The 22603-nt window shown below is 60.2% G+C and carries 24 protein-coding genes; 12 read left to right on the top strand and 12 right to left on the bottom strand.

Going from position 1 to position 22603, the window contains the following annotated elements; all coding sequences use genetic code 11:
• Positions 1-117: 117 nt before the first annotated feature.
• Positions 118-654, bottom strand: a complete 537-nt coding sequence (locus tag AOK15_RS12265; RefSeq protein ID WP_157870220.1) for a hypothetical protein — start codon at positions 652-654, stop codon at positions 118-120.
• A gap of 106 nt (positions 655-760) precedes the next feature.
• Between AOK15_RS12265 and AOK15_RS44950 the strand changes: the two genes are divergently transcribed.
• The 6 genes from AOK15_RS44950 to AOK15_RS12290 all read left to right on the top strand — a co-directional run bounded on the left by AOK15_RS44950 (position 761) and on the right by AOK15_RS12290 (position 6314).
• Positions 761-919 carry a hypothetical protein gene (locus tag AOK15_RS44950; protein WP_157870221.1) on the top strand — a complete coding sequence of 53 codons (159 nt, stop codon included), beginning with the start codon at positions 761-763 and terminating at the stop codon, positions 917-919.
• 2 nt (positions 920-921) lie between these two features.
• Positions 922-3093, top strand: a complete 2172-nt coding sequence (locus tag AOK15_RS44955) for a type IV secretory system conjugative DNA transfer family protein (RefSeq protein WP_157870222.1) — start codon at positions 922-924, stop codon at positions 3091-3093.
• A gap of 76 nt (positions 3094-3169) precedes the next feature.
• Complete coding sequence (locus AOK15_RS44960) at positions 3170-3835, top strand: hypothetical protein (protein WP_157870223.1); 666 nt, start codon at positions 3170-3172, stop codon at positions 3833-3835.
• Positions 3836-3857: 22 nt separating this feature from the next.
• The gene (locus AOK15_RS46040; protein WP_079058439.1) at positions 3858-4508 is read left to right on the top strand and encodes a hypothetical protein; all 651 of its coding nucleotides are present in this window, start codon (positions 3858-3860) and stop codon (positions 4506-4508) included.
• 104 nt (positions 4509-4612) lie between these two features.
• The gene (locus AOK15_RS12285) at positions 4613-5293 is read left to right on the top strand and encodes a replication-relaxation family protein (RefSeq protein WP_055515824.1); all 681 of its coding nucleotides are present in this window, start codon (positions 4613-4615) and stop codon (positions 5291-5293) included.
• A 295-nt stretch (positions 5294-5588) separates the two neighbouring features.
• On the top strand, positions 5589-6314 hold the full coding sequence (locus tag AOK15_RS12290; protein ID WP_240508396.1) for a TIGR02391 family protein: 726 nt from the start codon (positions 5589-5591) through the stop codon (positions 6312-6314).
• Between the two features lie 412 nt (positions 6315-6726).
• Here AOK15_RS12290 and AOK15_RS12295 read toward each other — a convergent pair whose 3' ends face one another.
• Complete coding sequence (locus AOK15_RS12295; protein ID WP_157870224.1) at positions 6727-6966, bottom strand: hypothetical protein; 240 nt, start codon at positions 6964-6966, stop codon at positions 6727-6729.
• Positions 6967-6977: 11 nt separating this feature from the next.
• Positions 6978-7298, bottom strand: a complete 321-nt coding sequence (locus AOK15_RS12300; RefSeq protein ID WP_157870225.1) for a hypothetical protein — start codon at positions 7296-7298, stop codon at positions 6978-6980.
• A 242-nt stretch (positions 7299-7540) separates the two neighbouring features.
• On the opposite strand from AOK15_RS12300, the gene AOK15_RS12305 reads away from it, so the two are divergent.
• Positions 7541-8785, top strand: a complete 1245-nt coding sequence (locus tag AOK15_RS12305; RefSeq protein WP_107099393.1) for a class I SAM-dependent methyltransferase — start codon at positions 7541-7543, stop codon at positions 8783-8785.
• A 182-nt stretch (positions 8786-8967) separates the two neighbouring features.
• On the opposite strand, the gene AOK15_RS12310 is transcribed toward AOK15_RS12305, so the two are convergent.
• On the bottom strand, positions 8968-10095 hold the full coding sequence (locus AOK15_RS12310) for a hypothetical protein (protein ID WP_055515832.1): 1128 nt from the start codon (positions 10093-10095) through the stop codon (positions 8968-8970).
• 286 nt (positions 10096-10381) lie between these two features.
• On the opposite strand from AOK15_RS12310, the gene AOK15_RS12315 reads away from it, so the two are divergent.
• Complete coding sequence (locus AOK15_RS12315) at positions 10382-10642, top strand: helix-turn-helix domain-containing protein (protein WP_048821281.1); 261 nt, start codon at positions 10382-10384, stop codon at positions 10640-10642.
• A gap of 153 nt (positions 10643-10795) precedes the next feature.
• Here AOK15_RS12315 and AOK15_RS12320 read toward each other — a convergent pair whose 3' ends face one another.
• From AOK15_RS12320 to AOK15_RS44965, 5 genes are all read right to left on the bottom strand, one after another.
• Positions 10796-11662, bottom strand: coding sequence for a hypothetical protein (locus tag AOK15_RS12320; protein ID WP_240508397.1), 867 nt, complete (start codon positions 11660-11662; stop codon positions 10796-10798).
• An 81-nt stretch (positions 11663-11743) separates the two neighbouring features.
• Positions 11744-13165, bottom strand: coding sequence for a tyrosine-type recombinase/integrase (locus AOK15_RS41975; protein WP_079058440.1), 1422 nt, complete (start codon positions 13163-13165; stop codon positions 11744-11746).
• The gene (locus AOK15_RS41980; protein WP_079058441.1) at positions 13165-13398 is read right to left on the bottom strand and encodes a helix-turn-helix domain-containing protein; all 234 of its coding nucleotides are present in this window, start codon (positions 13396-13398) and stop codon (positions 13165-13167) included. The genes AOK15_RS41975 and AOK15_RS41980 overlap by 1 nt, the downstream gene beginning before the upstream one ends.
• 80 nt (positions 13399-13478) lie before the next feature.
• Positions 13479-14306, bottom strand: a complete 828-nt coding sequence (locus AOK15_RS12325) for a replication-relaxation family protein (RefSeq protein WP_063798971.1) — start codon at positions 14304-14306, stop codon at positions 13479-13481.
• A 115-nt stretch (positions 14307-14421) separates the two neighbouring features.
• Positions 14422-16641 (bottom strand): type IV secretory system conjugative DNA transfer family protein, encoded by a 2220-nt coding sequence (locus AOK15_RS44965; RefSeq protein WP_157870226.1) that lies wholly within the window; start codon positions 16639-16641, stop codon positions 14422-14424.
• Between the two features lie 328 nt (positions 16642-16969).
• On the opposite strand from AOK15_RS44965, the gene AOK15_RS44970 reads away from it, so the two are divergent.
• Positions 16970-17299, top strand: coding sequence for a hypothetical protein (locus AOK15_RS44970; protein WP_157870227.1), 330 nt, complete (start codon positions 16970-16972; stop codon positions 17297-17299).
• A gap of 633 nt (positions 17300-17932) precedes the next feature.
• On the opposite strand, the gene AOK15_RS12340 is transcribed toward AOK15_RS44970, so the two are convergent.
• The gene (locus tag AOK15_RS12340) at positions 17933-18424 is read right to left on the bottom strand and encodes a DUF3846 domain-containing protein (protein WP_055515840.1); all 492 of its coding nucleotides are present in this window, start codon (positions 18422-18424) and stop codon (positions 17933-17935) included.
• Between the two features lie 173 nt (positions 18425-18597).
• A complete protein-coding gene (locus AOK15_RS12345) occupies positions 18598-18921 on the bottom strand; it encodes a hypothetical protein (protein ID WP_055515842.1) in 324 nt (107 codons plus the stop codon).
• Between the two features lie 720 nt (positions 18922-19641).
• On the opposite strand from AOK15_RS12345, the gene AOK15_RS44975 reads away from it, so the two are divergent.
• Positions 19642-20361: a hypothetical protein gene (locus tag AOK15_RS44975; protein ID WP_157870228.1), complete on the top strand. Its 720-nt coding sequence runs from the start codon at positions 19642-19644 to the stop codon at positions 20359-20361.
• 52 nt (positions 20362-20413) lie between these two features.
• Here the strand turns inward: AOK15_RS44975 and AOK15_RS12350 are convergent, their stop codons facing one another.
• Positions 20414-22069: a recombinase family protein gene (locus tag AOK15_RS12350; protein WP_055515844.1), complete on the bottom strand. Its 1656-nt coding sequence runs from the start codon at positions 22067-22069 to the stop codon at positions 20414-20416.
• Positions 22070-22147: 78 nt separating this feature from the next.
• Between AOK15_RS12350 and AOK15_RS41995 the strand changes: the two genes are divergently transcribed.
• Positions 22148-22246, top strand: a complete 99-nt coding sequence (locus AOK15_RS41995; RefSeq protein ID WP_240508398.1) for a DUF4244 domain-containing protein — start codon at positions 22148-22150, stop codon at positions 22244-22246.
• Positions 22233-22603: TadE family type IV pilus minor pilin (locus AOK15_RS12355; protein ID WP_055515846.1), on the top strand; the 371-nt coding region annotated here is incomplete at its 3' end. The genes AOK15_RS41995 and AOK15_RS12355, both read left to right, overlap by 14 nt.

The following is a 22603-nucleotide window of genomic DNA, read 5'->3' on the forward strand; positions in this document are numbered from 1 at the left end:
CGTTGCCCCGCCCGGTGTCGAGGAGCCGATCGACTGCGACACGTGCGGTAGTGACGGCTGGATCGTCACTGACGACGAAGACGAGTAGTTGTTCGCCAAGCCATCCCGAGCGGCGGCTCAGGCCGCTCGGGATGGCGCGTCGTCCTTCGTGCCGAAGAACTCGGCCTTCAGGAACGCCGTGAAGGCGTCGAACTCGTGGCGCTGGCGCTTTACCAGCTCGCGACGCTCGTCCTTGGAGGCCACCGTCACTAGGTCGGCGTCCTGCGTGGTGAGTCGGTATCCGATCAGCCCGAAGCCTTGGCAGATGAGTCGTTGCCGGTAAGGAACGGCGCCGTCGTCGTAGAAGCGCTCTAACAAGGACACGAGCCGACCGAGCTCCGCGGCGTTGCGCTGGATCGTCTGGTTCTTCCGACGTCGACGAGTGGCTGGGTCGGGTGCCTCCTCGATGTGCTGCCGGTCGTCGGCGTTGGTGGCAGAGCGGAAGTCGACGTACGGAGCGAGCAAGCGGTCAGCGTGTCCGCTGCATGAACCTGTGGTCGTAAAGCCCAGCAGGCGCAGGATCGCCACCGTCGCAACGACCGCCGGATCGACCGGCTTACCGAGGCCGTCCCGAAGGCGACGGACAGCCCGCTTCTCTAGGTCCCAGATGTTCATTTGATCCCTCGTCATTTCTACGTTCCATTTTACGACGAGATGCCCGTCTTTTCGATCCCCGCCGGCCGCGACGGTTAGTCGGCGGGTTCTCCACGAGAGGTCACCCATGGCAAAGGCTCGGAATTTCCTGCTGCTCCTGCTGCTGGCTGCGTTCACGATTCGCGTGCTGTGGCTCGCCGTTGAACCGCTGCTGCCGTTCGTCGTCAGCGGCCTGGCCGTGCTCCTCGTGCTGGGATTTATCTACCACCGGATCACGAGGTGGTGAGCATGGACGCCCGCATCTACCAGCTGAACTTCCCGTCGGACCTCGACGCCGACCAAGTGGCTACGTGGCTGACGGCAGTATCCGGGACGCTCACCACTGGTACCCGTCGCCTGTTGGGGGTGTCGTCCCTCGTGTTTGAGGTGGAGGCAGAAGAGCGCGGTATCTCGTACCGCCTGGTGATGCCGGAAGAAACGGCCGAATTCCTGACGGGGCAGCTGCGGGCGTTGGTACCCGGTTCTACCGCCACGCCGGCGGGCGCGGATGATGCCGCCCACCAATGGACGGCCGCGGTAGAGCTAGGACAGACGAACCCACGACGCAGCCTCGGCACCGTGAATCCCGCGGCTATGTCGGCAAGCCTGCTGGCGTCCTTCCAGGGCCTCGGCCCGGGTGAAGCGGTACTGCTTCAGTGGGTGGTGTCACCGGCACTTCGACAGCGTCCACCACAGGCAGCCGGCGAGTTGGTAGTGCCGGGTCGACGCTTCGCTTCCGCCCCCGACCGTGACCACATCAACGATGTGAGGGCGAAGCTCAGTGAACCGAACTTCCTCGGGGTGCTGCGTGTAGCCATGAAGGCTCCGACCAAGGAACGCGGCGACCAGCTCGTGTCGCGAGTACGAGCCAGCCTCGCCAGTGCGGGAAGTAGCAGTAACCGACTCAAGCAGCGGTTGACGACGAGTGGTCGCGTCGTTTCACGGGTTGAGCAGCGGACGGTGCCGACACTCTTTCCTATGCAGCTGGCCGGCTCCGAGTTGGTTGGGCTGCTCGCATGGCCGATCGGCTCACCGCATGTTGCTGGACTTCCTCGCTCCCGGACACGGCAGCTTGCGGCGACCGGCGTGGTTCCTCGAACGGGGCGGGTGCTCGCACGGAGCAATTTCCCCGGAGACGAACGCCCGCTCGCCCTCGGGGTGGTCGAGTCAGCTCAACACCTCCAGGTCGTGGGGCCGACCGGCAGCGGAAAAACGGCGCTGCTTACGAACCTCATCGCTCAGGACATGAACGCCGGTCGCGGCGTGGTCCTCATCGAGAGCAAGGGCGATCTGTTCAAGGAAGTGCTGGACCGTGTACCGGAGCGACGGCTATCTGACGTCGTCCTCCTGGACGTGAGCGACACTGACTATCCGGTGGGCTTCAACATCTTGCAGGGGTCGGCGTTCGTAGTGGCGGCCGACATCCAAAGACTCTTCGACCACCTGTATCCGCAGGATGCCCGAGGCGTACGTGTGCGACAGGGTTTCTACCACTTGATCCTCACCCTGATGCTGAGCACGGGTACCGACGCTCCTATGACGTTCGCGGATATCCAGCCCTTGGCTGCGCCAAGGCCGAATCAAGAAGAGCTCTCGCGGCGCTTGATCCACGGCGTCTCCCACATCGAGGAACTGGCCGGGTGGTGGGCGGAGATAACGAGCCTCGGTCGGCCGCAGCGGAACGCCTACTTCAAGCCGCTGCTCGACCGCATCTGGCAGCTCACTTCCAGGCCGTCCTTGCGGAACATCATCGGGCAGAGCGTGAGCACCGTGGACCTGGGCGAGGTCATCCGAGGCGGGAAGATCCTGCTCGTCAACCTTGGCCGGGCGACGGAAGGGGCGGACACGGCCGGGCTGCTTGGCAGTCTGCTGCTGAACTCCGTCTGGAGCGCGGTACAGGCAGGAGCGGCGAATCCTTCCCGACCCACCATGCTGTACCTCGATGAGTTCCAGGACTTCATCAATCTGCCGATCGGCGCCGCTGACTGGTTCGCTCAAGCGCGGTCGCTCGGCTTGGCGGTGACGGTGGCGCACCAGTTCCTCGGGCAGCTCACCCGCGAACTCCAGGACGCCACCCGCAGCAACGCCAGATCTACGGTCGTGTTCCAGCCGTCGTCAGATGAAGCACGAGACTTTGCCCGTCAGTTCGGCCGGAGCGTGACGGACGACGACTTCGTGAACCTGCGGCGCTTTGAGGTCATTATGCGCCTGGCCACAGGCGATGGGGTTGGCCCGCCAGTCACTGGGGTCACGCTGCCGCCCGTAGAGCCAACCGGTCTTGCCGACCAGGTACGGCGGTTGTCGCGTCAGAACTACGGGCGACCCGTCGCCGAGGTGGAGGCGGAGATCAAGCAGCGCCGCGGCATGCCGCCAGCACCGTCGCCTTCTACCCAGCGACGACGCTTCGGTGGACCTCGGTAATCCACTGGCTCGTGCTGCCACCGGGTCGTATCCTGACCTGTTCTCTTGTGATCAACTCGTAGACGGAGGAACGGCCTTGGTAGACATCGAGAAGATGGCAGCCCAACTTGATGAGCTGATTCATCAGGCCAACGAGCTGTCCCGGCAGCGGGACTGGGATGAAGTGAGCGCGAAAATCCTGGAAGGAGACGCTCTCTCTAACCGTCTGGAGTCGGCTATTGAGAGAATCGCTCCTCCAGGGTCCTCGTATCTGAAGCAGCTCGCTGCGGTGCGTGGCGACAGAGCAGCGAAGGTCTATCCGTCCACCAGACTTCGGTCGTTGTGTGCAGTTGCGGTAGGGCTGCGTGAAGACATCCGGGATGGATGGGCTAAGTCCGTTGTCGAGCTGGTTCATGCAGAGATGTACAGCAGCTATCTAGAGATGTCGGTTGCGTTGCTCGAAAACGGCTTCAAGGACGCCGCAGCAGTCATCACGGGTACGTCCCTAGAAGTCCACGTGCGAGAACTGTGTGCGAAGAACGGCGTGGATGTTGAAGTAGACAGCAAGCCGAAGAAGGCCGACACCATGAATGCCGACCTTAAGAAGGCTGGGGTTTACGGGACGTTGCAGCAGAAGCAAGTGACGGCCTGGATGGACCTCCGAAACAAGGCGGCGCACGGCCACTACGGCGACTACGACTATGCCGAAGTGCGAGCATTCATTCGGGGAGTGCGAGAATTCATGCTCAAGTACCCCGCGTAGTGCAAGAACGAAAGGGACCGTAATGACCAACATCGACAAGGTAGTCGAGCAGCTCAACTTCCTGATCAAAGCGTCGGAAAACTACACACGGAACGATGACTGGTCTCTCCTGCATGACGGGGCAGACGACCCCGTCGTTCTCAGTAACCGGCTTGAAGCCGCAATTGAGCGAGCTACACGCCCGAGTTCTATGTATATGAAGCAGCTTGACTCGGCTCGCCGGAAAAGACAGCCTTATCGGCTCAGGGAAGTGCGTATCGTCGCACTGGGGCTGCGCGACGATCTGGTTGCCGGATGGGTTGAATCGGTTGTTGAGCTGGTGCACGCCGATACCTATCGGGACTACCTGGAGATGGCCGAAGGGCTGCTGGCCAAGGGCTACAAGGATGCGGCGGCGGTTATCACGGGGACGTCCCTCGAAGTCCACGTGCGGGCCCTCTGCGTGAAGAACAACGTAACCACCGCGGTGGCAGGTAGGCCGAAGAAGGCCGACACCATGAACGCCGACCTCAAGAAGGCCGGCGTCTACGACGGGTTGCAGCAAAAGGAGGTCACCGCATGGATGGACCTCCGAAACAAGGCGGCGCACGGCCACTACGGCGACTACGACCGGGACCAGGTGCGGCGACTCATGGATGGAGTGGAAGCCTTCATGAGGAAGTACCCGGCGTAGGCGAACACTGTAGGCCAGGGGTAGGTCAACCATAGGTCTACCCCTCTACCAAAACTTGATCTGACCAGCGAGAACACCAGGGTCTATCCGGACGGGGGACGGATGTGGAGCTCACCCACCGCGACTACGACGTACTCAAGCTCACCCACACCTTCTCCCAGCTCGCCTCAACCCATCTAACGGAGCTGCTGTTCGCGGATCGGTCGCACTCAGTGCCGGACAAGGTGCTCGGGCGGTTGGTGCGGCTCGGGTACCTGTCACGAGTAGGGCGTCGAGCCACTGGAGACAAGGGCGGGGCCGGGGCGTTCGTGTACCAGCTCGGCCGTGCCGGGCGGCTCCTCCTGGACGTCGACGGCCGCCTGATGCCGAATGTCAACAACCACGCCCTCATGATTGCCGATACCTACTTGGAACTGCGGCGGGCCGAAAGAGCGGGCGTCCTTGCGGTCAAGGAATGGGACATTGAACTCCCCGTTCCTCCGGCTGTACGGGCGGACTTGTTCGTAGCGGTCGACTTTCCGCAGCAGTCGCGGAGCAGTAGTTTCTACCTCGAAATCGACCTGGGAACGGAGCAGCCCGCCCGTATCCGAGAAAAGATTTATGGGTATTGGCGAGCGGTCGAAGCCAGTACTGCCGACTACTTCCCGTACGTGGTGTTCGTGGTGCGTCAGCAGGTACGGAAGAACGAGCTTGCTCGCATCTTCCGACGGTTGCCCGAGGAACAACAGGAAATGATGCGGGTGCTTATTTTCCCTGAGCTGATCCCCGAACTTGTGCGGTTGTAGGGGTGTTGTCGATAGTACGGCGCTAACAGGGGTGACAAGTATTGATCAACAGAGGTGGAAGGAGGATAATAGAAACAGAGATAAACGAGGATTCAAACTATGGCTCGAAGAGCGAGAAAACCACTACTGCCACAACTAATCTGGGGTCCCCCGAAGCGGACACGCCGACAAGCCAGCGCAGTTGCCGTGCGGCGCATTTATGCCCAACCACCCGAGAACCGACGCTTGCTTGAAGACTTCCTCGTTGCAGCAGTAATCAGTGTTGGCCTGGTGGCCATCTTGGTATGATCCGGCAATGCAGACGCGGCAAGCAATCCAGAACCTGAAGCAGCTGAAGGACGAGGCCCAGCAAGAGGGGTTGCGTCTCCAGGCGGATGACAAGTTCTCTTCGTGGAAGGGGCGGGTGCAATCCGTCCTTACTCGGTCCCTTGGCGTAGACCATCATCTGACACAGGCGTTCAAGAAGAACCGATATAGCCTCATGGCCTTCTCTACGAGTACGCCTGACAGCGCATTTAGCAAGGCGTTCCTTGACGGTGTGAAACGCGCCTGTGGACTCCTCGATGCCGCAGTCTTCGAGTTGGAGCAGGCCGGGACGAGCGATGACGCGGTAGACGAAACTGCCTTCGATCCCGACCTCTGGGCACATGTGCAAATCCACGTACAGCATGAGAACTGGCAGGCGGTTGCGAGCCAGACAGCGATCTTTGTCGAGGATCGTGTTCGTCAGTGGTGTGGTGACCCGAAGGACCGGGATGGACGCACGCTCGTTGGGAAGGGCTTGTTCGCCAAGGTCCTTGCGAACGATGGCCAGTTCCGGCTTGGGAAGGAAGCTGGGGAGTGGGAGGGCTGGCGCGGGATCGGGATGGGCTTCACCCAGGCGCTCGGGAACGTTGACCGTCATAACATCCAGAAGCGCGCGGACGCCAAGCGCTATGCGTTCGGGGTGCTCGGCGTCGGCAGTCTGATCCTTACGCAGCTGCGGCACCAGCACAGCGAGGATTTGACACTGGACGAGTAGTCCCTTCATGACGATGTGCGCCTCGTGGGTCAGATCAGGCGGACTGGCACTTTGATCTGCCCGACCAAACCTCGGCGCCGGCGTAGCCTTGGATCGTCGGCTTCTACTGCCGTCTGCGGTGCCGTCATGGTCGAGCCGTTGCAGACGCCGCCAGATGCACGAGTAGCTGCGGTCGGTCCCGTCTCCCCGCTGGCTGCGGGTGAGAACGTCACCGCTTACCGCCGCAGACGGCAACCGCTGAACGCTGCGGCCATCGACGGCTGCGGCCTCGCACTGAAACCCTCCGATCCAATCGCACGCCGGCGAACGCCGTAGGTCGAGCCGATCCAGCGTGCCGACACAACAGCACCCCGTGCCGTGGTCGGCTACGGGGCGTTCCAGGTGGCAGCGTACTGCTGCTTGGTCGTCGAGATCAGTAGCCGTCTGGCTTCCGCCTGACGAAGACAGTCACGGACTGGCTGCTGTAGTTCTGGACGAACAGCACCACGCGCATGGAGCCGTCCGCCATGCGCTGGTCGTTCCGTACCCACGTTACGAGGTCGTAGCCGTCTGCGTTGTCGGTGACGTCCAGTTCGGGGATCAGCTCCTCTGCTTCGTACTCCCCGATGACGATGCGCCTGTCCTCGTGGGGCGGGATGACTTCGGAAGCCAACAGTTCACCGCTCATAGCCGCTGTACCTCGACGGTCACTGTCTGGTGGCTGGGATTAGCAACATGCATCACCAGCTCGTACGCGTCGTACGCCGCTGCCAGTTTGGTGATCTGTACTTTCACGTCCTCGGGATCGCAGTACGGGGCTACTTCGATCGAGAAGCCAACGAGCCGCTCATCAGCCTTGAACTCGCCAAGCGAGACATGATCCGTACTTTGGGAACCTACCTCGAACACTAAGAAGGGATCGGTTTTCTGGGTCGTGGCTGCACGCAGAAGCCGGGAGGCTTCGGACTCTCTTCGGGGTACTGGCACTGGTTGCGTATTCTTCATTATGCGTCTTCCTTTGACTTTAGGGCGGAATATTTCAAAGGAGGCGCAATTAGTGTATATTATGTGTAGGTAATATGCGCTCAGCTTTAAAACTCCACTTTCTGGTTTAGAGGCGTATAATTGCCTTAGAGGTGTAAAAAGCAATCCCCGCCATGAGTGGGTAGCAAAAGCGCCATGCTGCTTCTATCTTACCGATTTTTTGTGAAGCATGCAATATTAAGTAACCGAAGTAACAACTAAATATGCCCTACTTTAAACAATCCGAACTTGCCGATCTGTACGGCGTATCTGCGAAGACCGTCTACAATTGGATTGACTCAGCCAAGCATGGCCAGGTTGACTTGAAGCTTTACGCGAAGGGAAAGTCCGCCTTCGTATTAGACACCCCGGAAAACCGTCTTGTGCTGAAGGTACTTGCCGAGAAGGGTAAGAAGCACCGAAACGCGGCGTACTACAAGGTGGTCCAGCCGAAAGTAGAGTTCTTCGACATCTATAGCGAGCGCCAGATCCTCGACATCATTACGAACCTGAGCGTCCACGGTGAAATTCCGCTCCAGTACAACTACTTACAGGATGGCGCAAAGAACTGGGAAGGCCGGATGGAGCGCTTCGAGTCAGAGGGTGCGGCCAACTCGCTTATGAGCACCATCGAACTCATCCAGGACAACCTCGTCACCATCGACCGCTTCCTCAAGAACAAGAAGAAGGTCAACGTCATCGACCTCGGGGTCGGTAACGCCCGGCCGGTCAAGGAGCTGCTGGGACACCTGCTTGAGCGTGGTGTACTTCATCGCTATATCGGTATCGACATCAGCCCGGCGATGCTTGGGATAGCCAAGCGGAACATCAAAGAGTGGTATGGCGACGCCGTGCACTTTGAGGGCTACGAACGGGACATAACCAACGAGCAGTTTGACGACCTGGTCGTAGCCGACATGCTCGATGAGGAGGCCGACCAAACTTTAAACCTTGTCCTGTTGCTTGGAGGCACCTCGGTCAACTTCCGTTCTTCCAATGACGCTCTTAAGCCCATCTTCAACAGCATGCACCGCAATGACCTCCTGATCCATACGCTCAAGCCGGACACCGAAGCATCGAGGCGGTATCTGGACTTAGGGCCGGTGCCAGGCTCGGTTAGCCTGGCACCCAACTTCAAGTACATTCTTGATCTGCTGAACATCGACGATTCGACGTACGACGTAGAGAGTGGCTTCGACAGCGAAAAGAAGATGCGCTATGTACGCGTCCGGCTCAAGGCGGCGCTGCACATCCAGTTCGACCTAGGCGGCACCAAGAAGCGCGAGGTGCACCTAGAGAAGGGCGATGCCATTCTTCTGTTTCGCGCGTGGCACTTATCGACGCCCGAAATCATCACCGAGTTGGGTAAGGCCGGATTCATGTTCCTGCACGCGAGCCTCACCGAAGACCGCCAGTACTTCCTGTCTATCTCTGGTGTTGAGCGCCCCAACGACAGCGAACGCGTATAGACAGTTTCTTGCCCCGTGGGTTCGCCGACCCTTGAACACCCCGTAGCCGAGCATGGCACGGGGTGCTGTTGTGTCTGCGGTTGGTTCGGTGCGACCTACCGCCCCCCGCCGGCGTGTGGTTAGATCACACGCTTCCAGAGATGGGGCCGCCGCTGTCGACGTCCCCTTGTGGAAGATCGAAGCTACCGGCTCACGCCTGCGGCCAGCTTGCTTCCGTCCATCTCGTCTTCCAGCACCCAGACGAACGCGACTCCGCCCTTCGGGAACGTCCAGCCCTCGTAGGCCACTTCGACACTCGGGGATGGATCGGAGGCTTCAAGGTGTCGGTACCTCGGCTGCCGCGGACCGGACAGGTAGTCGAGGACGTTCATGCGACGGATGCCGCAGTCGCCGTACCAGAGTTCAGCGCGGAAGTTCTTGGTCGGTTGGCTCAAGTCGAGGTGAAGCGTGTGGCCGTGCCGTTGGACCAGGACGCGGTACGTGTACGAGATGGTGACTTCGTCCTTCCCAGTTACCTCGTCGTCGAGGGTGCAGGTGAGGACCTGGCCTCCCTTGCGAACGCTACGTCGGATGCTCTGGTTCTTTCCATCCACCGCGACTTGCACCAGATCGAAGACAGCAGGGGAAGCGGCATCGAGGCCGCTGTTTCGCCCGAAGTACCAGGCAACCGTGGAAGCCGGGTCTACGGAGAGCTCTCTGTAGAGGTTCTTATCTGAAACACATGAGAAGCGCAGAATGCGATTCGGTGGCGTGACACGGGACTCCCACGAGATGGTGGCTACGAACATCGAGCCCTCGCCGGAAGCCGGCCCGTTCTTCCAAGGTGTGAGTGCTACTGAAACGTGGGCGTCCTCCTGGCGCTGCTTCGCCCCGATGATCTGCTCTTTCAAGTCTCGATACGCGTCAGCAGCAAGTTCCTTGTCGCCGAGCCGGATGCCCAACGTGTTCTCGACGATGCGGTCAAGCGTCTTGTCCGAGGCAACATTGGTCAGGGAGTCCGGGGCGAAGGCGAAGCCGTCTACGACAGCGTCACGCATGGCGGACGCTTCCTCAACGAGGATCTTCCGCAACCGTGCGTTGGCTCGCTTTTCGCCGTCGGTCTGGTCGATGTAGGCGAAGGCAATGGCAATGAGCCCGGTCGTGAAGAGTGCCGAGCCCACGTCCATGACAGGCAGAGCGTTGAGCCAGCCCACGGCCATACTGCCGCTTGCCCAGTGAGCGATGACCATCAGGGCAATGCCAACCACCGTGACGATGGTCGAGAGCAGTGCAAGCTTGGTCTTGTAGAGACGTTCTAACGGGCTCGACATATACAAGATCAATTATACAGAACTCGCAGGTCAGAGCAATGGTTCGCTCAGCAGGAAGCCCCGAGCCACGGGGTGGACTCGGGGCTTCCAGGGGTACGCGGGGACGAGCGTCAGCGCTTCGTGTCTCCGCCACCACCACCGTTGCCCTTGGCGTGCAACATGATCATCACCTCCCCTCGTTCGAGAACTGCCACGCCAGAATAGGACACAAAGTCATGGGATGCAGAGTGTTGGGACACATACTCTCTGGATCTTGAGGCTTGGGACGTATGGGCTAGGGCTCGCCATGGCAAAACAGCCCATCTCAGACGCAGCGCAGACGTTCGGCGCGCGGGTGCGTGCCCGCCGGAACGAGCTCGGCAAGAGTCAGGAACGCCTTGCCGACGACAGCGGAATGCACTGGACGTTCATTGGTCAGGTCGAACGCGGCCAGCGCAACGTCAGCTTGCACAACATCCTCAAGCTGGCCGATGCGCTCGGGATTGATGCGGGCGACCTCGTGCAGGGCCTCAAGGCTCCAGAAGACTCCACGGGCAGCCAGGAGTAGGGCTGAAAAAGCGTCGCCCCGACAAAGAGCGAGGACGGCAGGGCGACGCTCGTCATTCAAGCGTGCTGGTTGGTGTAGCCGGTTCGCGTCGACCTACAGCGCGTGGCCGGCGCGCAGTTGAACCTGCGGTTCATGCCCGGTAGGGCACCTTCGTCACCCGTTGGTGGGTACGCCGTCCGTACTCATCACCCGCGTGATCCTGAAGATGGCCACAGTCCCCAAGAACGGCGATGGGCCACCAGTGAGGGGATAGTCGTCCTTCGTTGCGGCGAAGAGAGCGAGCTTCTTCTCCGCAAGCTCCTCCAGGATGGCGGTGATGCTTCGCTGTGCGTCCCGTACCGAGGCGCGAGAGAACTCGATGTCTGACGAGACGTCGCTCCAGTCCCGGAAGCTTTGAACGGCGCTGTCTATGAGGTCCTGCTCCTCGTCGGTGCAGTTGTCTGGTTCCTCATGCGGCAACCATCCAAGGCAGCCGGAGAGGATCGGCCAGAGGTCACGCCCTGTCTTCATGTGGTCGAGCAGCACGACTTCAAACTCCGGCTCGTCCACCGTGATGACGTCGATGATTCTGTCGACCTGCTCCTTCTTGAACTTGCTGATCTCGTCGGCCAGCGTCTTGAGCCCCCACACCTCGATGGAGACGCTGGGGTACAACGGGCGAAGCTCGTTGTCGATGAACTGGTCGACCTCGCCCGGCAAGGTGTCGTTGGTGAGGAAGCGCCACACCCGTACGTCACGGTGCTCCTGGAGGCAGCCTTCCAAGTCACCACGGATCTTCGCCTTAGTCTTGTCGATTCGCTCACCGCGCGTCGCGTGTGCTGCGAAGAACACCCGAGCCTTCGGGCAGTAGCCATCGTTCTTGGTGTCGCCCTTCGGCCCGGCCGCTCGCACAGGTTGGTAGTCGCTGGGGTACAGCTCCAGGCCGAGCCTGTCCATGCAGTCCTGGAACGCGTTGCCCTCCAGTCGGAGGAGCTGACCTTCCACGAGCTTTCGCAGTGAGTTCTGATCCACGACAGCCATTACCGCACAGCACGTGCGTCCTGCGCAGCTAGGTCGCACGGGTCAAGTGGCCGTGGCCGGCGGTGGGTTGGCAGGCTCGATCTACGCAGCAAGCTCGACGTCCTCACCCCCGGTGTTTTTGACGGCAGCGCTGACGGCAACGACACCGAGCACCCACCGACGACGACGGTCTTGCAAGAGCGCATCAACCTCGGTGACGCGCTTATTTACGGTGTCGTGGACCGATCTCTTAAGCAGGGTGTCGAGGGTTCGATTCCCTCTTGGCCCTCCAGATATGATCCATGTCAAGAAGTCGTTCAAGGAATGACTTTGACGGCTAACTTGACGGCTACCGTCAAGAGCAGCCACCAACCGCCCAGCCTCATCGGACTGGGCGGTTTTGGATGTCTGGAGTGCTTGTTCAACAAGCTCCAGCGCATCCTTCTTTTTATCCGTGTACACATGGGTGTAATGCTGCTGGGTGGTAAGCACACTGCTGTGTCCCATTATCTCCTTGGCCACAGTTGGCGATACGCCCAGGAACTCAAGCATGGAGACTGCGGTGTGTCTCGTGTGATGGAACTTAATCCACCTCACGCCAGCTAACCTACAAAGCCGTTTGAACATGTGATCCGAAAAGTTACGGGGGTCAATCGGCTTACCGTCGCGCGTAGTGAATACGAGGTCGTGTTCCGATGCTGGTCGGCCCCGTCGCTCTTCAGCGAGTCTGTTAAATCCTTCTTGGAGTACAGACAATAGAGGTAGTTCACGCTCACTAGAGTCTGTCTTGAGTGGACCAATTATCGGCTTCCCCTTCTCTACTTTGAGGAGCTGCTGAACCAACTTGATCTCTCCGGTGGCAAAGTTGATGTCTTGCCACCGAAGGCCGAGGATTTCTCCTCGGCGCGGTCCTTCGTATGTTGCAAGCCCCCAGGCAGCCGCCAATCTGTGCTCTTTGGCAACCTCCCAAAACTGCTTTGCTTCCTCGACGGTCCAAGGCACAGCTTTTTTAGGCTTATATTGCGGGGTCTGGGCTAGTCGTGCAACATTGCGACCGATCCACTCTTTACGCATTGCGTGAGTGAGAGCGGCGCTGAGTGTTGTTTTGACGGTCTGTACTCTCCTGACCGACTTACCCTGTTCAAGTAGTTGGCCAAGTAGCGCCTGAACGGTCTGGACCCTGATGCTAGTAAGTCGCATGTTGCCAATTGCTGGCTTGAGGTATAGCCGTGATACGCACTCGTACTGCTCGTACGTCTTTAATGCATCCTCCTTCTTAACGACTTCCTCTAGCCAGTAGTCGAGGTAGTCACTCAGCTTCCAATCTCTGTCCGATGTCGGGATGCCTTTGTGCTGATTGGCTTTCAGCTCGGTGAGCCATCTATCAGCCTCCTCTGGAGTATTGACGGTAGTACGTTTGCGCTTCTTCTCTCCGCTCGTGGTTATAGCCCAACCGGCAACATCCCAGCGTCCATCCTTGCGTGGAGAGATCGAACCCTGTCCATTCGTCCTACGGCGTGCCATCAGGCGAATGACTCCTGTTTCCACTGCTCCAAAACGTACTCGCGTATGGCGCCGAAGGGGATCTTTCGGCTGCGACCGATTTTTATTGACTTGATCACTGGATTATCTCCAAGTATCAGGTCGTAGAGCTTCGACCTGCTCCGGATACCCAGATGTTCCATAGCTTGAGGTACCGATAGTAGTTTGGTGTCGTACTCCCCAGAGTTGACAGCACGCATGATTGACTCTTTCATAAGTGTATTTCCTCCTTCTAGTTAAACGCATCTTGATCATTCTGTTAAGCCCAAAGGCGGGCCTCGGCATTGTGATTTCGTCACCATGCGGCGGCTCCTTGATTGCCTTCTCCAAAGAGCTGCGGGCCGGCTGAGAGGAGACCGACATCAAAGAGCGCCTGGGCATCGAGGGCGAGCTTCCGGATGACGCCCGCGATCCGCGTGCGTCGATGCTCGGTTTCAACCAGCCAGACGACCTTCGGGAAGACGCCCCGCCACTGTTGCTCTACGCCGCTTCGCCAGTACTCGACGTACCGCAGGCACTTCTTTCGGATCGTTGGCAGCGTCTCCGTGGCCATGTCCACCTCGACGAAGCTGCTGTGCTCGATGGCGGCGCGACCTATCCGCACGTAGGCGTCCGGTCTGACCATGACGAGTTCACCCAGCTTCCCGGTGAAGTGACGCCACGCGGCGGGTTCAGCGTCGAACGCCAAGAGATCACCCTGACCAAGCCGGTGCTGCTCGACGAGCTGAACGTAGAGTTCAGAGACGGCGAGCATGTGGTCTTGGAAGTACGGTTTCGACTCCCACACCCGGCGACGCCTGCCACCGAGCGGGCCGTCCGTCTCGACGACGGCTTGTCCCAACCCGCTCAGTCCGTAGATGTAGCCGGACGATCCTGCCCGCGCACCCCCGATGATCCGCGAGAACCGCGTCACCAGACCGAGTTCGGTAAGTCGCGTCATCATGAGCTGCGCACGACGGGTTCGAGCTCGTGGCGATCCATCCACTACGAGGAGTCGCTGTAGGTGGCGCAGGCTCGCCAGGCGTACGCGCTGCAAGATGCCCAGTACGGCGAGATCACGCGGACTGAGCTGATGACGCAACCGGGCTACCCGCGCGTTTTGTGGCGAGGACGGTTTCACCATAGGAAAACTCCTGTTGGTGAAAATCTCGCTGGCGCGTACCTCCCTCGAACAGGGGGGAAACGTCCAGGGCAACCAACACGACGTGAAGGGCGACGCGAACCACGAGGCGAAGGCATCAGGTGAACCTCCGAGGCAACTGCCCGATCGGAGCGCTGAGCGTCGAAGTGTGTGCTTGCCAGCGGTGTTCAAGGGCAGCGTCGAGCGCCTGGCCGTCGACGCCGTACCGTGCCGCGCTCTCGTTGCGTAGGTCGGCGGGATCACTGAGGCGACGCCCGTCCGGCTGACGCATACGGATACGGAACGGTTCGCTTGGGGTGCGGCTCACCAGGACTTCGGCATACGCCTCGTGCGCACCCAGCAGCAGCAGATCATCGGCAGTGAGACCGCCACCAAGAACAGTGGCGAGTGGCGCTGCGTCCTCGGTGCTTGGACGGAAGGCAACACGGTTGCGGGCGTTCGCCGTGAAACCGGCGCGGAGCTTCGGCGAGAGTTGTGCCAAGTGTTGATGCGCCACCGTGAGCCCGACACCAAGCCCACGCGCCTGGGCGAACATGTCGCCGATGTCTACCGGCAGCCGCAAGTACCGTTGCACCTCGTCGGTAACCACCATGGCCGGCTGACGGTAGGTCGAGGGCACCATGGCCCGTCGCTGCATCGCTTGCCAGAGCTGCGTCACCAGCAGCGCGCCGATCAGATCAGCCGTCTCGTCGCCTGTGACGCCGGTGTTCAGGTTCACCAGCACGATGCGTGGACGTTGAAACATCTCGTTCACGTCGAACCGCGGTGCCGCTTGACCAACCAGCCGTCGGATCGGCGTGCGGGTCAAAAATGCCCGCGTCTTGTTGAGCACGGGCGCGATGACTTGCTGGCGTTCGGCTTCGGACAGGCCGTCGTACCAGGAGAAGAACGGGGCCAGGACGAGCGGGTCATTGGTCTGAGCGAGCACCCGACGCCGGAAGGAGGCGTTGGTCAGCAGCACCGGCACGTCAGCAAGGGTGCCGTCGTTGCTGCGAGCCAGCGCGATGAAGCTGTGCAGAAGAACGTCAGTACTTCGCGGCCCGATGCTGCGGTCGTAGAGCTCGTGGAACAAGTGCAACAGGTGGTCGGCGCGCTGTTCGGCCTCCTCGATGGGACCGGCCAGTGGGTTGAAGCCGACGACTTTGTCGGCACCCCCGGGCTCGATGACGACGACATCCTTACGCCGCTCCGCGGGCACGCCGGCCAGGATCGCTTCTACGAGATCGCCGCGCGGTTCGAGAACGAAGACACTTCGTCCCGCCGCGATGTCGGCACGGACAAGCTGATCCAGCAGTGTGGACTTGCCGCTCCCTGTCGGCCCGACGACGTGCAGATGGTGCAGGGTACTTTCCGTCGGCAGCGTCACCAGTTGGTCGCGCTGACCTCCGTGCAGGCCGGCACCGAGGACGCGTTCGCTCGCATGGTTCGTCGCATCTACCGGTCGCAGGAGTGATGCTGGCGCTGGATGTTCTTTGCCGCACGGTGTCCCCGGTACGTCGGTACCGTCTACCGGCCACCCCAGGACGGCGGCAAGTTCGGCGGCGTTGAGGATGCCGGACCACCGAGCACCGGTAACAGTGTTGAGCTGGTGCACGCTACGGGTAGATGGTCGGCTGACTCGTACGTCTGCGTACGGACTGCTGGCAAGCTGGAGCGCTTCACCAACAGTCCGCACGATGGCACGAGCCCGACCAGCTACCGGCGAACGTGCACCGATACGGCTCCGGACATGAAAAAGCGGCTCGGAAGCTTTGTGCTTCCAGAGCCGCTTGTCTTCTGTCGTCTCCTTGGCGACGGCCACCAGGCCGAGCGCCCGCGTCACGCTGAACGCTTCTGGTCGTCGGTACCGGGCTTGTGCCGGACCGACGACCCATTGCACCGCGAACGATTCGCCCTTGGTGAGGGTCTTCACAACCTCGGACAGCCCCGCCGTGATGCCGCTCGTCATCTCTGGTCGAAGCGGCTGTGTGGGTGGCTGTACGTGAAGTGTTGCCGCCAACTGCGGGAGCGGTCGGGGTGGGGTGGCGACGGGTACGACCGCGAGGCCGGGCAGTTGTGCTTGCAGCTGTCCAGGGAGCTCACTGCTGACCCTGGGGTCGGCGCCGAACCAGTAGCGGACACTGCCGGGAAGTGCACGGAGTTCAAAGGCGACGGCCGGCGTGTCCTTGAACCAGCCGACCAAGGGCCGGTACGCCAGCGGTTGCAGTGCCTTGACCACATCGGCGGGCGACAGGTCGTGCGGCAAGTGCAGCTCGAACCAGGCGAGGCCGCTTTGATCTGGCGGACCATGTCGTTTGTTATTGGGGTGTTGCTTCATGTGCTCCCTCCTTTCTCTAGTTACACGAAACGTCGACGGCTACGACGAAGGCAGTTTGAAAACAAGGCCGGTGCGGTCTTGTGGTGGACGCCTTCATGTTGTCGTCTGCGAGCAACTAGTCCGTGTGGCTGCGAGTTGTACGCGGACGTAGTGTTGCTCTTACGCTTTACTATGCCAAGGAGGGATGTGGTTTTGCTGAGAAAGAGCGGAAAGTTTGTTGTCGGCTGTTCTGAGATAAACAAAAACACCGCCCGGAGACGGTAAGTCTCTTTTGCTGTCACTGGAAGATAATTGACACTTCTAGCGCTGTGTGTAATAAATATGAAGTATGAACTTTCCGAAACTTAACGCATTGCTTCCCATTACAACAAAAGAAGATCTCATTGGGTTCTGGCTTGCGGCAATCAAATACCGAAAGGCGCATCAGGCTTCCGATTATGATCTGGCACACTATGTCTTTGTCGCAACACTTGAAGTAGGCAGGAGAGAGCCTTGGTATAACGACGAGTTAGATCAACTCTGTTCGGAGTTTGGAGCGCTTGAAGCTCCCGGTTGGCCTCCTGGATGGCCTGATGACCAATCTATCGATCCGGAGGATTACATCGATAGCCTGTGGGACCGTCTTGAGGGGTTGATCAAAAAAATCTCTGCCAAATAAAAAGCCGGACAGTTTTAAGACTTGTCCAGGTCTTCACCGCTAGGACCAGAGTGGCATGTGCTCGCTCAGGCGCTTAGTGCTGCCGTACTGGTCGTTGAGTACGACGGCGCCTCCTTCGCTTTTCGGCAGACGCCAGTAGCTGATGTAAACGCCGTCATTGGAGACGACGTGGCCGTGACCGTCGCCCTTCGGCTCCAGGAGTCCGCCGTAGTAGACGTCGATACGGTCGGCACGACCCGTCTGGCCACGCTCAATGCGAGCGTCCTTGCCGTCGAACGTTCCATTCTCGACGGAAGCCCTGGTGTTGCCGTCGCCGCTGCTGCCACCGGTCGGGGGGCTCCAGCTTCCACGACGGCCGCGTCCCCTCGGGGCACAGCAAGTACACGAATATCCGTGACGAGGTTCCGACATTAGGAATCATCTCCTTCTCGCATGTTTCCATGCGGGATAGGATCGGTACTCGATATACGAGTAACGTCGGGTATTGTGCCCGACCTGTTTCTATTTATGACATCATTAGGTATTTTTGCAAAGAGTAGAATTTACAACGTTCATTTAGAGGTGCGAGAAAATAACTGAGCCCCGTTCCAGCGACCGCCAAAGGATCGCTAGAACGGGGCACTTCACCGGCCGCTACTCGGCACGGATGACCCGAGCATTCCTCACGGTGGCGTACGTCTCCTCGTGGATGATCGCGAAGTTGTACGCATCGAACCAGTCGGTGAAGGTCAGCGATTTACGCGACCACGGGCCGTCCGGACGGTGCAGGAACTCCACGCCGTACGTCTCGGTTTCGAGGAGCAGCTCGATCAGCTCGATGGGAACCGACTTGGTGAATCCGCGTCCATCCGCGCTACCTACGAGGATTGCATCCCCACTGATATACGTCCGGCCGCGGAGCCCTTTGGCGTGCTGCCACAGCAGGACCGTCGCACGCATGTTGAACGGGAGCGACCAAAGCATCGCCTCGTCGTTCGCAAAAATCGAAGCCGGCGGGGTGTCCAGGTTGAATGCCTCGAACGAACCTTCAACCATCTCTTGAATGGTCGTATGGTTCTCCGCGTCGAACTCGATCCGCTTGATGGGCTGTTCCTCGTCGCAGGGGAACAAAATGCCGGTAATCACAGGATCACCTAGGTTCTCGACCGTGGGACTGCGTCTGGAGTGACGGTCGTTTCACTCCAGAGGTGAACCTCACGGGGCTAAGTTGATGAGCCCCGCCCCGATGACCCTTGCGAGCCACCAGGACGGGGGATTTCCGTACTGCCGGGAGCGTTGGCAGATACGGAGACTGGGGGTCAGCCGCCGTTGCCGACCTTGGTTCCGGGGACGCGGCCACGGGTGCCGCGTGCGTCCTTCAGAACCTGGGGCATGTTGTCGGCGGCCTTGTTGAACTCCTCCAGGGGCACGTACGCGTCACGCTTCTTGCCATCGGGCGTCGTGATTTCGAGGATCACCAGGTCATCGCTGATGTCCTTGAACGCGCTCAGTTCGGTGACGAGCACGTCCAGCGCCTTCGGCTGGTCAATGTCCGGGTGCTGCCGGACGACGACTGCGGCGAACTGCTTGTCCGTCCCCTGCTTACCGCTGAGGTCCGAGACCTTCTGGCTGACGATTGCCATCTTTCTGCTCCACTCGGTGTTTCGGTGCTTGGTCGAGGGGGATTCCTCGGCCGTACTTCTATTACGCCAAAACAAGCTGGCAGCGGGGTGGGGAAGTTTGACTGTCGGAGTTTGCGGGTGATTGATATATAATTATGGGAGATGAGTGAAGAAGATTTACGGCGCCTACGCGCTTCGACAGCAAAAAGCGGAGTGCCCCTGAAAGTGGAGCACTCCGCCGTGATCGCCAAGCTGGCACTATTGGTTCAGGGCATTGGAGTGCATCGCAGTCAGCGAGCCGGCCCAGTTGCGAAGAAGCACCAGTCTGCGAACCGACCGGTAGGTAACCAGACTTCGCCCCAACAATCGCGCCGCTAAGCGGAATGGGATCTTCAGCATGCTCTCAGATCGTCACGGACCAGCAACAGAGTCACACTGGTTCGTGACGACACCGGGATCCCCTTCGATGCTGTGTCATCATCAGCTTCCCAGCGACGGGAGGCGCCAATGCCCAGTTGGACCACGGATCACAAAGTAGCGATCATGGTCGGCGTAATCGGAGCGCTCGCGGTAATTATCGGAGCGGTGATCACCGGCTGCATGAAGTCGGAGAGCAATAAGGTTGATCAGAAGACCGGCCGGGACGGTACTGTCTGCGTCAACTCGAAGTGCTAGGTCTCGGAGCGTTGCATGCGAGCGTGGAAAAAGGCAGTCTGTAGCGCCACCTTTGTTGCGCTACCCGTGTTCACCATGGCTGGCTGCGGCGACACGATCAATCAGACTACGGGGCGGGATGGGAAGGTATGTCTCGAAGACTCATCCTGTCCCGAAGGTGAGGCAACGGATAAGCCCAGGGACAACAACCCTGCCGAGGAAGTATCGTCCTCACCTCCATCTGAATCGCCAAGTGGTGAAGAGACTGGCTCACAGGATTCTGGGACTTCCGAGGGTTCTGGTGACGATACAGGCCAGATTGGTGATGTAGGCGGCGAGGAGCTCAGCGAACCAATCAGTGTGCTTCTTTCGGGGAGTCGTGTGCCTGATGGCATGCAGGCGTCGGCCAATGGCAACACGGGCGGTACCGATACCGATTGGAACGCTGAAGACGTCACGATCGGCAGTGAGACGTTCGATAGCGGGTTTATTGCGCAGTGCACCCTCGTTTGCCGAGACGACGAAGATGCTTACTTCGACATCAAGCTGTCTGGGAAGTACTCGCGGTTTGATGGTTCGTTCGGAATTTCTGCCGACTCTGACGGCGACGACAAGACTGAAACGTTGACAGTCAAGGTAATCAATCAGGGTACGAACCGAGTGCTCAGGTCACTCACACTCCAATACGGCAAAGTAGTACCGCTCAAGAACCTCGACGTCTCGAAGGTGGGAATGTTGCGTATCCACTTCTTTGGGCCGCTTGGAGGTATGCACGGAGCTGTAGGAGAACCCACAGTGCGGCAATGAGGAGTGGCCGAGGGGTACCGCTCACTCGGCCACTCGTTGCCAGCTTCTTGTCCTAGTGCAGCCAGACAATCTCAATCAAGTCAGGGTCGAACACCCAGCCGTTCTTGTCCGGCCACTTCTTCGAGCCCGGTCGCCCCGGATGAATTATCACCTTCTCGACCACAAGCCGAATAACGCTTGCGCGCCACTCAATGCTGGCGTTGTCCCAGATTGCGCGGAGATTACCGTCAGTCGGAACGGCCAAGCTCTTGGCCTGAGCGCTCATGAGCTGCTTCTTCTCGGTGTCCAGCGCCGCCATCTTTTCGACGACGGTCTTCTTCATGATCTGGTAGTCCTCCTTGTCATGCTCGCCCCGTGCGTACTCAGCGGCCAACATTTCGCGGCGTGTCTGTAGTTCACCGATCTCTTGGACTACTTGGGACATGCGCAGCTCGTTGGTTGGCGGCACCAGCGCCCGCATGATGTCCGGTGAGTCGAAGCGGTAGAGAACCTGCTGCGTCACGAACGCCTCGATCGGGTCTGCGATTCGGAAGACCGAATGGCACCCACACCGCTCGCCTCGGTTATCCCACTTCTTGCAGGCGTACCGTCGTTGGTACTTAACGCTGCCGTCCTTGAGCTTGTACGTCTTGCCCTGGCCGACCATCGCGCTGCCGCAGCAGCGACCCTGCTTCTCGGTGTCGCGCCAGGTGCCGCCACATTCAGTGAAGCCAGTCAAGAGGTACGTGCGTCCCCGGAGGCTGCCGTTGTTCACCCAGAAGACTTCGCGGCCGTCGAACATAGCCTTCATGGCGTCGTGTTCGGCGCGGGTGAAGACGTACGGCCACTTGGCACGGTGGCGCTCGTTCTTATGAACGCGCGTGCCGCCGGTATCGGGATTCTTGAGACACGGGCAGTCAGTGGGGTGGCCGGTCGGGTCGAACTGCACGTAACTCTCGTTGAGCATTGTGCGCTTGAAGCTGCCGACACCCCAAAGGCCGTTGCAGATTTTGACTTCGCCCGTCTTCTTGTTCTTCGTCTTCTGGCCCGCTCGTACCGTCTTGATGCCCTGGTCATTCCAGCCCTGGACGCAAACGAACTGGCTGTCGCCTTTCAAGATGCGGCGCTTGCCCTCCTGAAGTGCCTTGATCTCTTCGGGGCGCACCGCGTACGGGTCGATGATGTCTTTTTCTTTCACCGGGTCGTAGCCAATGACCTTGCCGTAGCCGAAGGTGCGGGGGCCACCACTCGACTTTCCGTGGCGTGCATTGTCGAGCTTTTCCCGAGTGACGCGCTCTTGGATGTCCTCGGCTTCACCGGTGTCGTTGACCGCTTGGTTGCGGTAACTACGGCGTCCGGCTGCCGTGTTGAGGTCGAACCACGGTGAAGCCACGTAGCACGGGCTGATGCCGCGCTGCCTTGCCGTTTGGATGATCTGTTCGGCCACGAGGTTGTCGCGGGTCAACCGACCCGTCGTGTAGGCCAGGGGGACATCGAAGACGCCAGACTGCCAGTCGGCCATGAACTCTTCGAACTCTTTGCGGTCTGCCCCCGCGATGGCGCTTGCGCTGATGTCGTTCTCAACGTAGATGCGCGCCACATTTACGCCCAGCCGGTGAGCCAAGTACCGGCTATCTTCTTCCTGTCGCTTGACGCCCAGTGCGCGGCCTTCTCGGTCGTCACTGATGCGGACAAGAATTCCCGCTGTCTTTCCCTCCATGTCGTACATGCGTTCGATTCCTTTTCATGATCCATTGTAATGGATGCATAGGAATTTGACGAGTACGCCGTCGGCATCATCGCGGCGGTGGCCTTCGCCGCGGTGCTCTACAAGGTGGTGACCAGCGGGCAGGTCCAGGCGGAGCTGCAGGAGATCGTCGGGCGGGCCCTCAGTGGCGGGGAGTGAGTCACGGCGGCGCGGCAGGGCCCTGGGCGGCGACCAGGGGTTCGTGACGGCCGAGGCGGCCATGGCCCTGCCCGTGCTGGTGCTGTTCGCGATGGCCCTCGTGTGGGCCCTGCTCGCGGCCTGTGCCCAGATCCAGTGCGTGGACGCGGCGCGGGTCGGGGCCCGTGCCGCCGCCCGCCAGGACCCGCCGGACGCGGTCGCGGCCATGGCCCGGCGCGCGGCGCCCGACGGGGCGCGGGTCAGCGTCGGCCGGGACGGCGACTACGTCCGCGTCGTCGTCTCGGCCCGCTCCCCGGGCCCCGGCGGCCTGGGCCTGGACCTGAGCCACACGGCCGTGGCCCTGGCGGAGGAGACGGT

This window comes from Streptomyces ossamyceticus, from assembly GCF_001418475.1.
Lineage (GTDB): Bacteria > Actinomycetota > Actinomycetes > Streptomycetales > Streptomycetaceae > Streptomyces > Streptomyces ossamyceticus.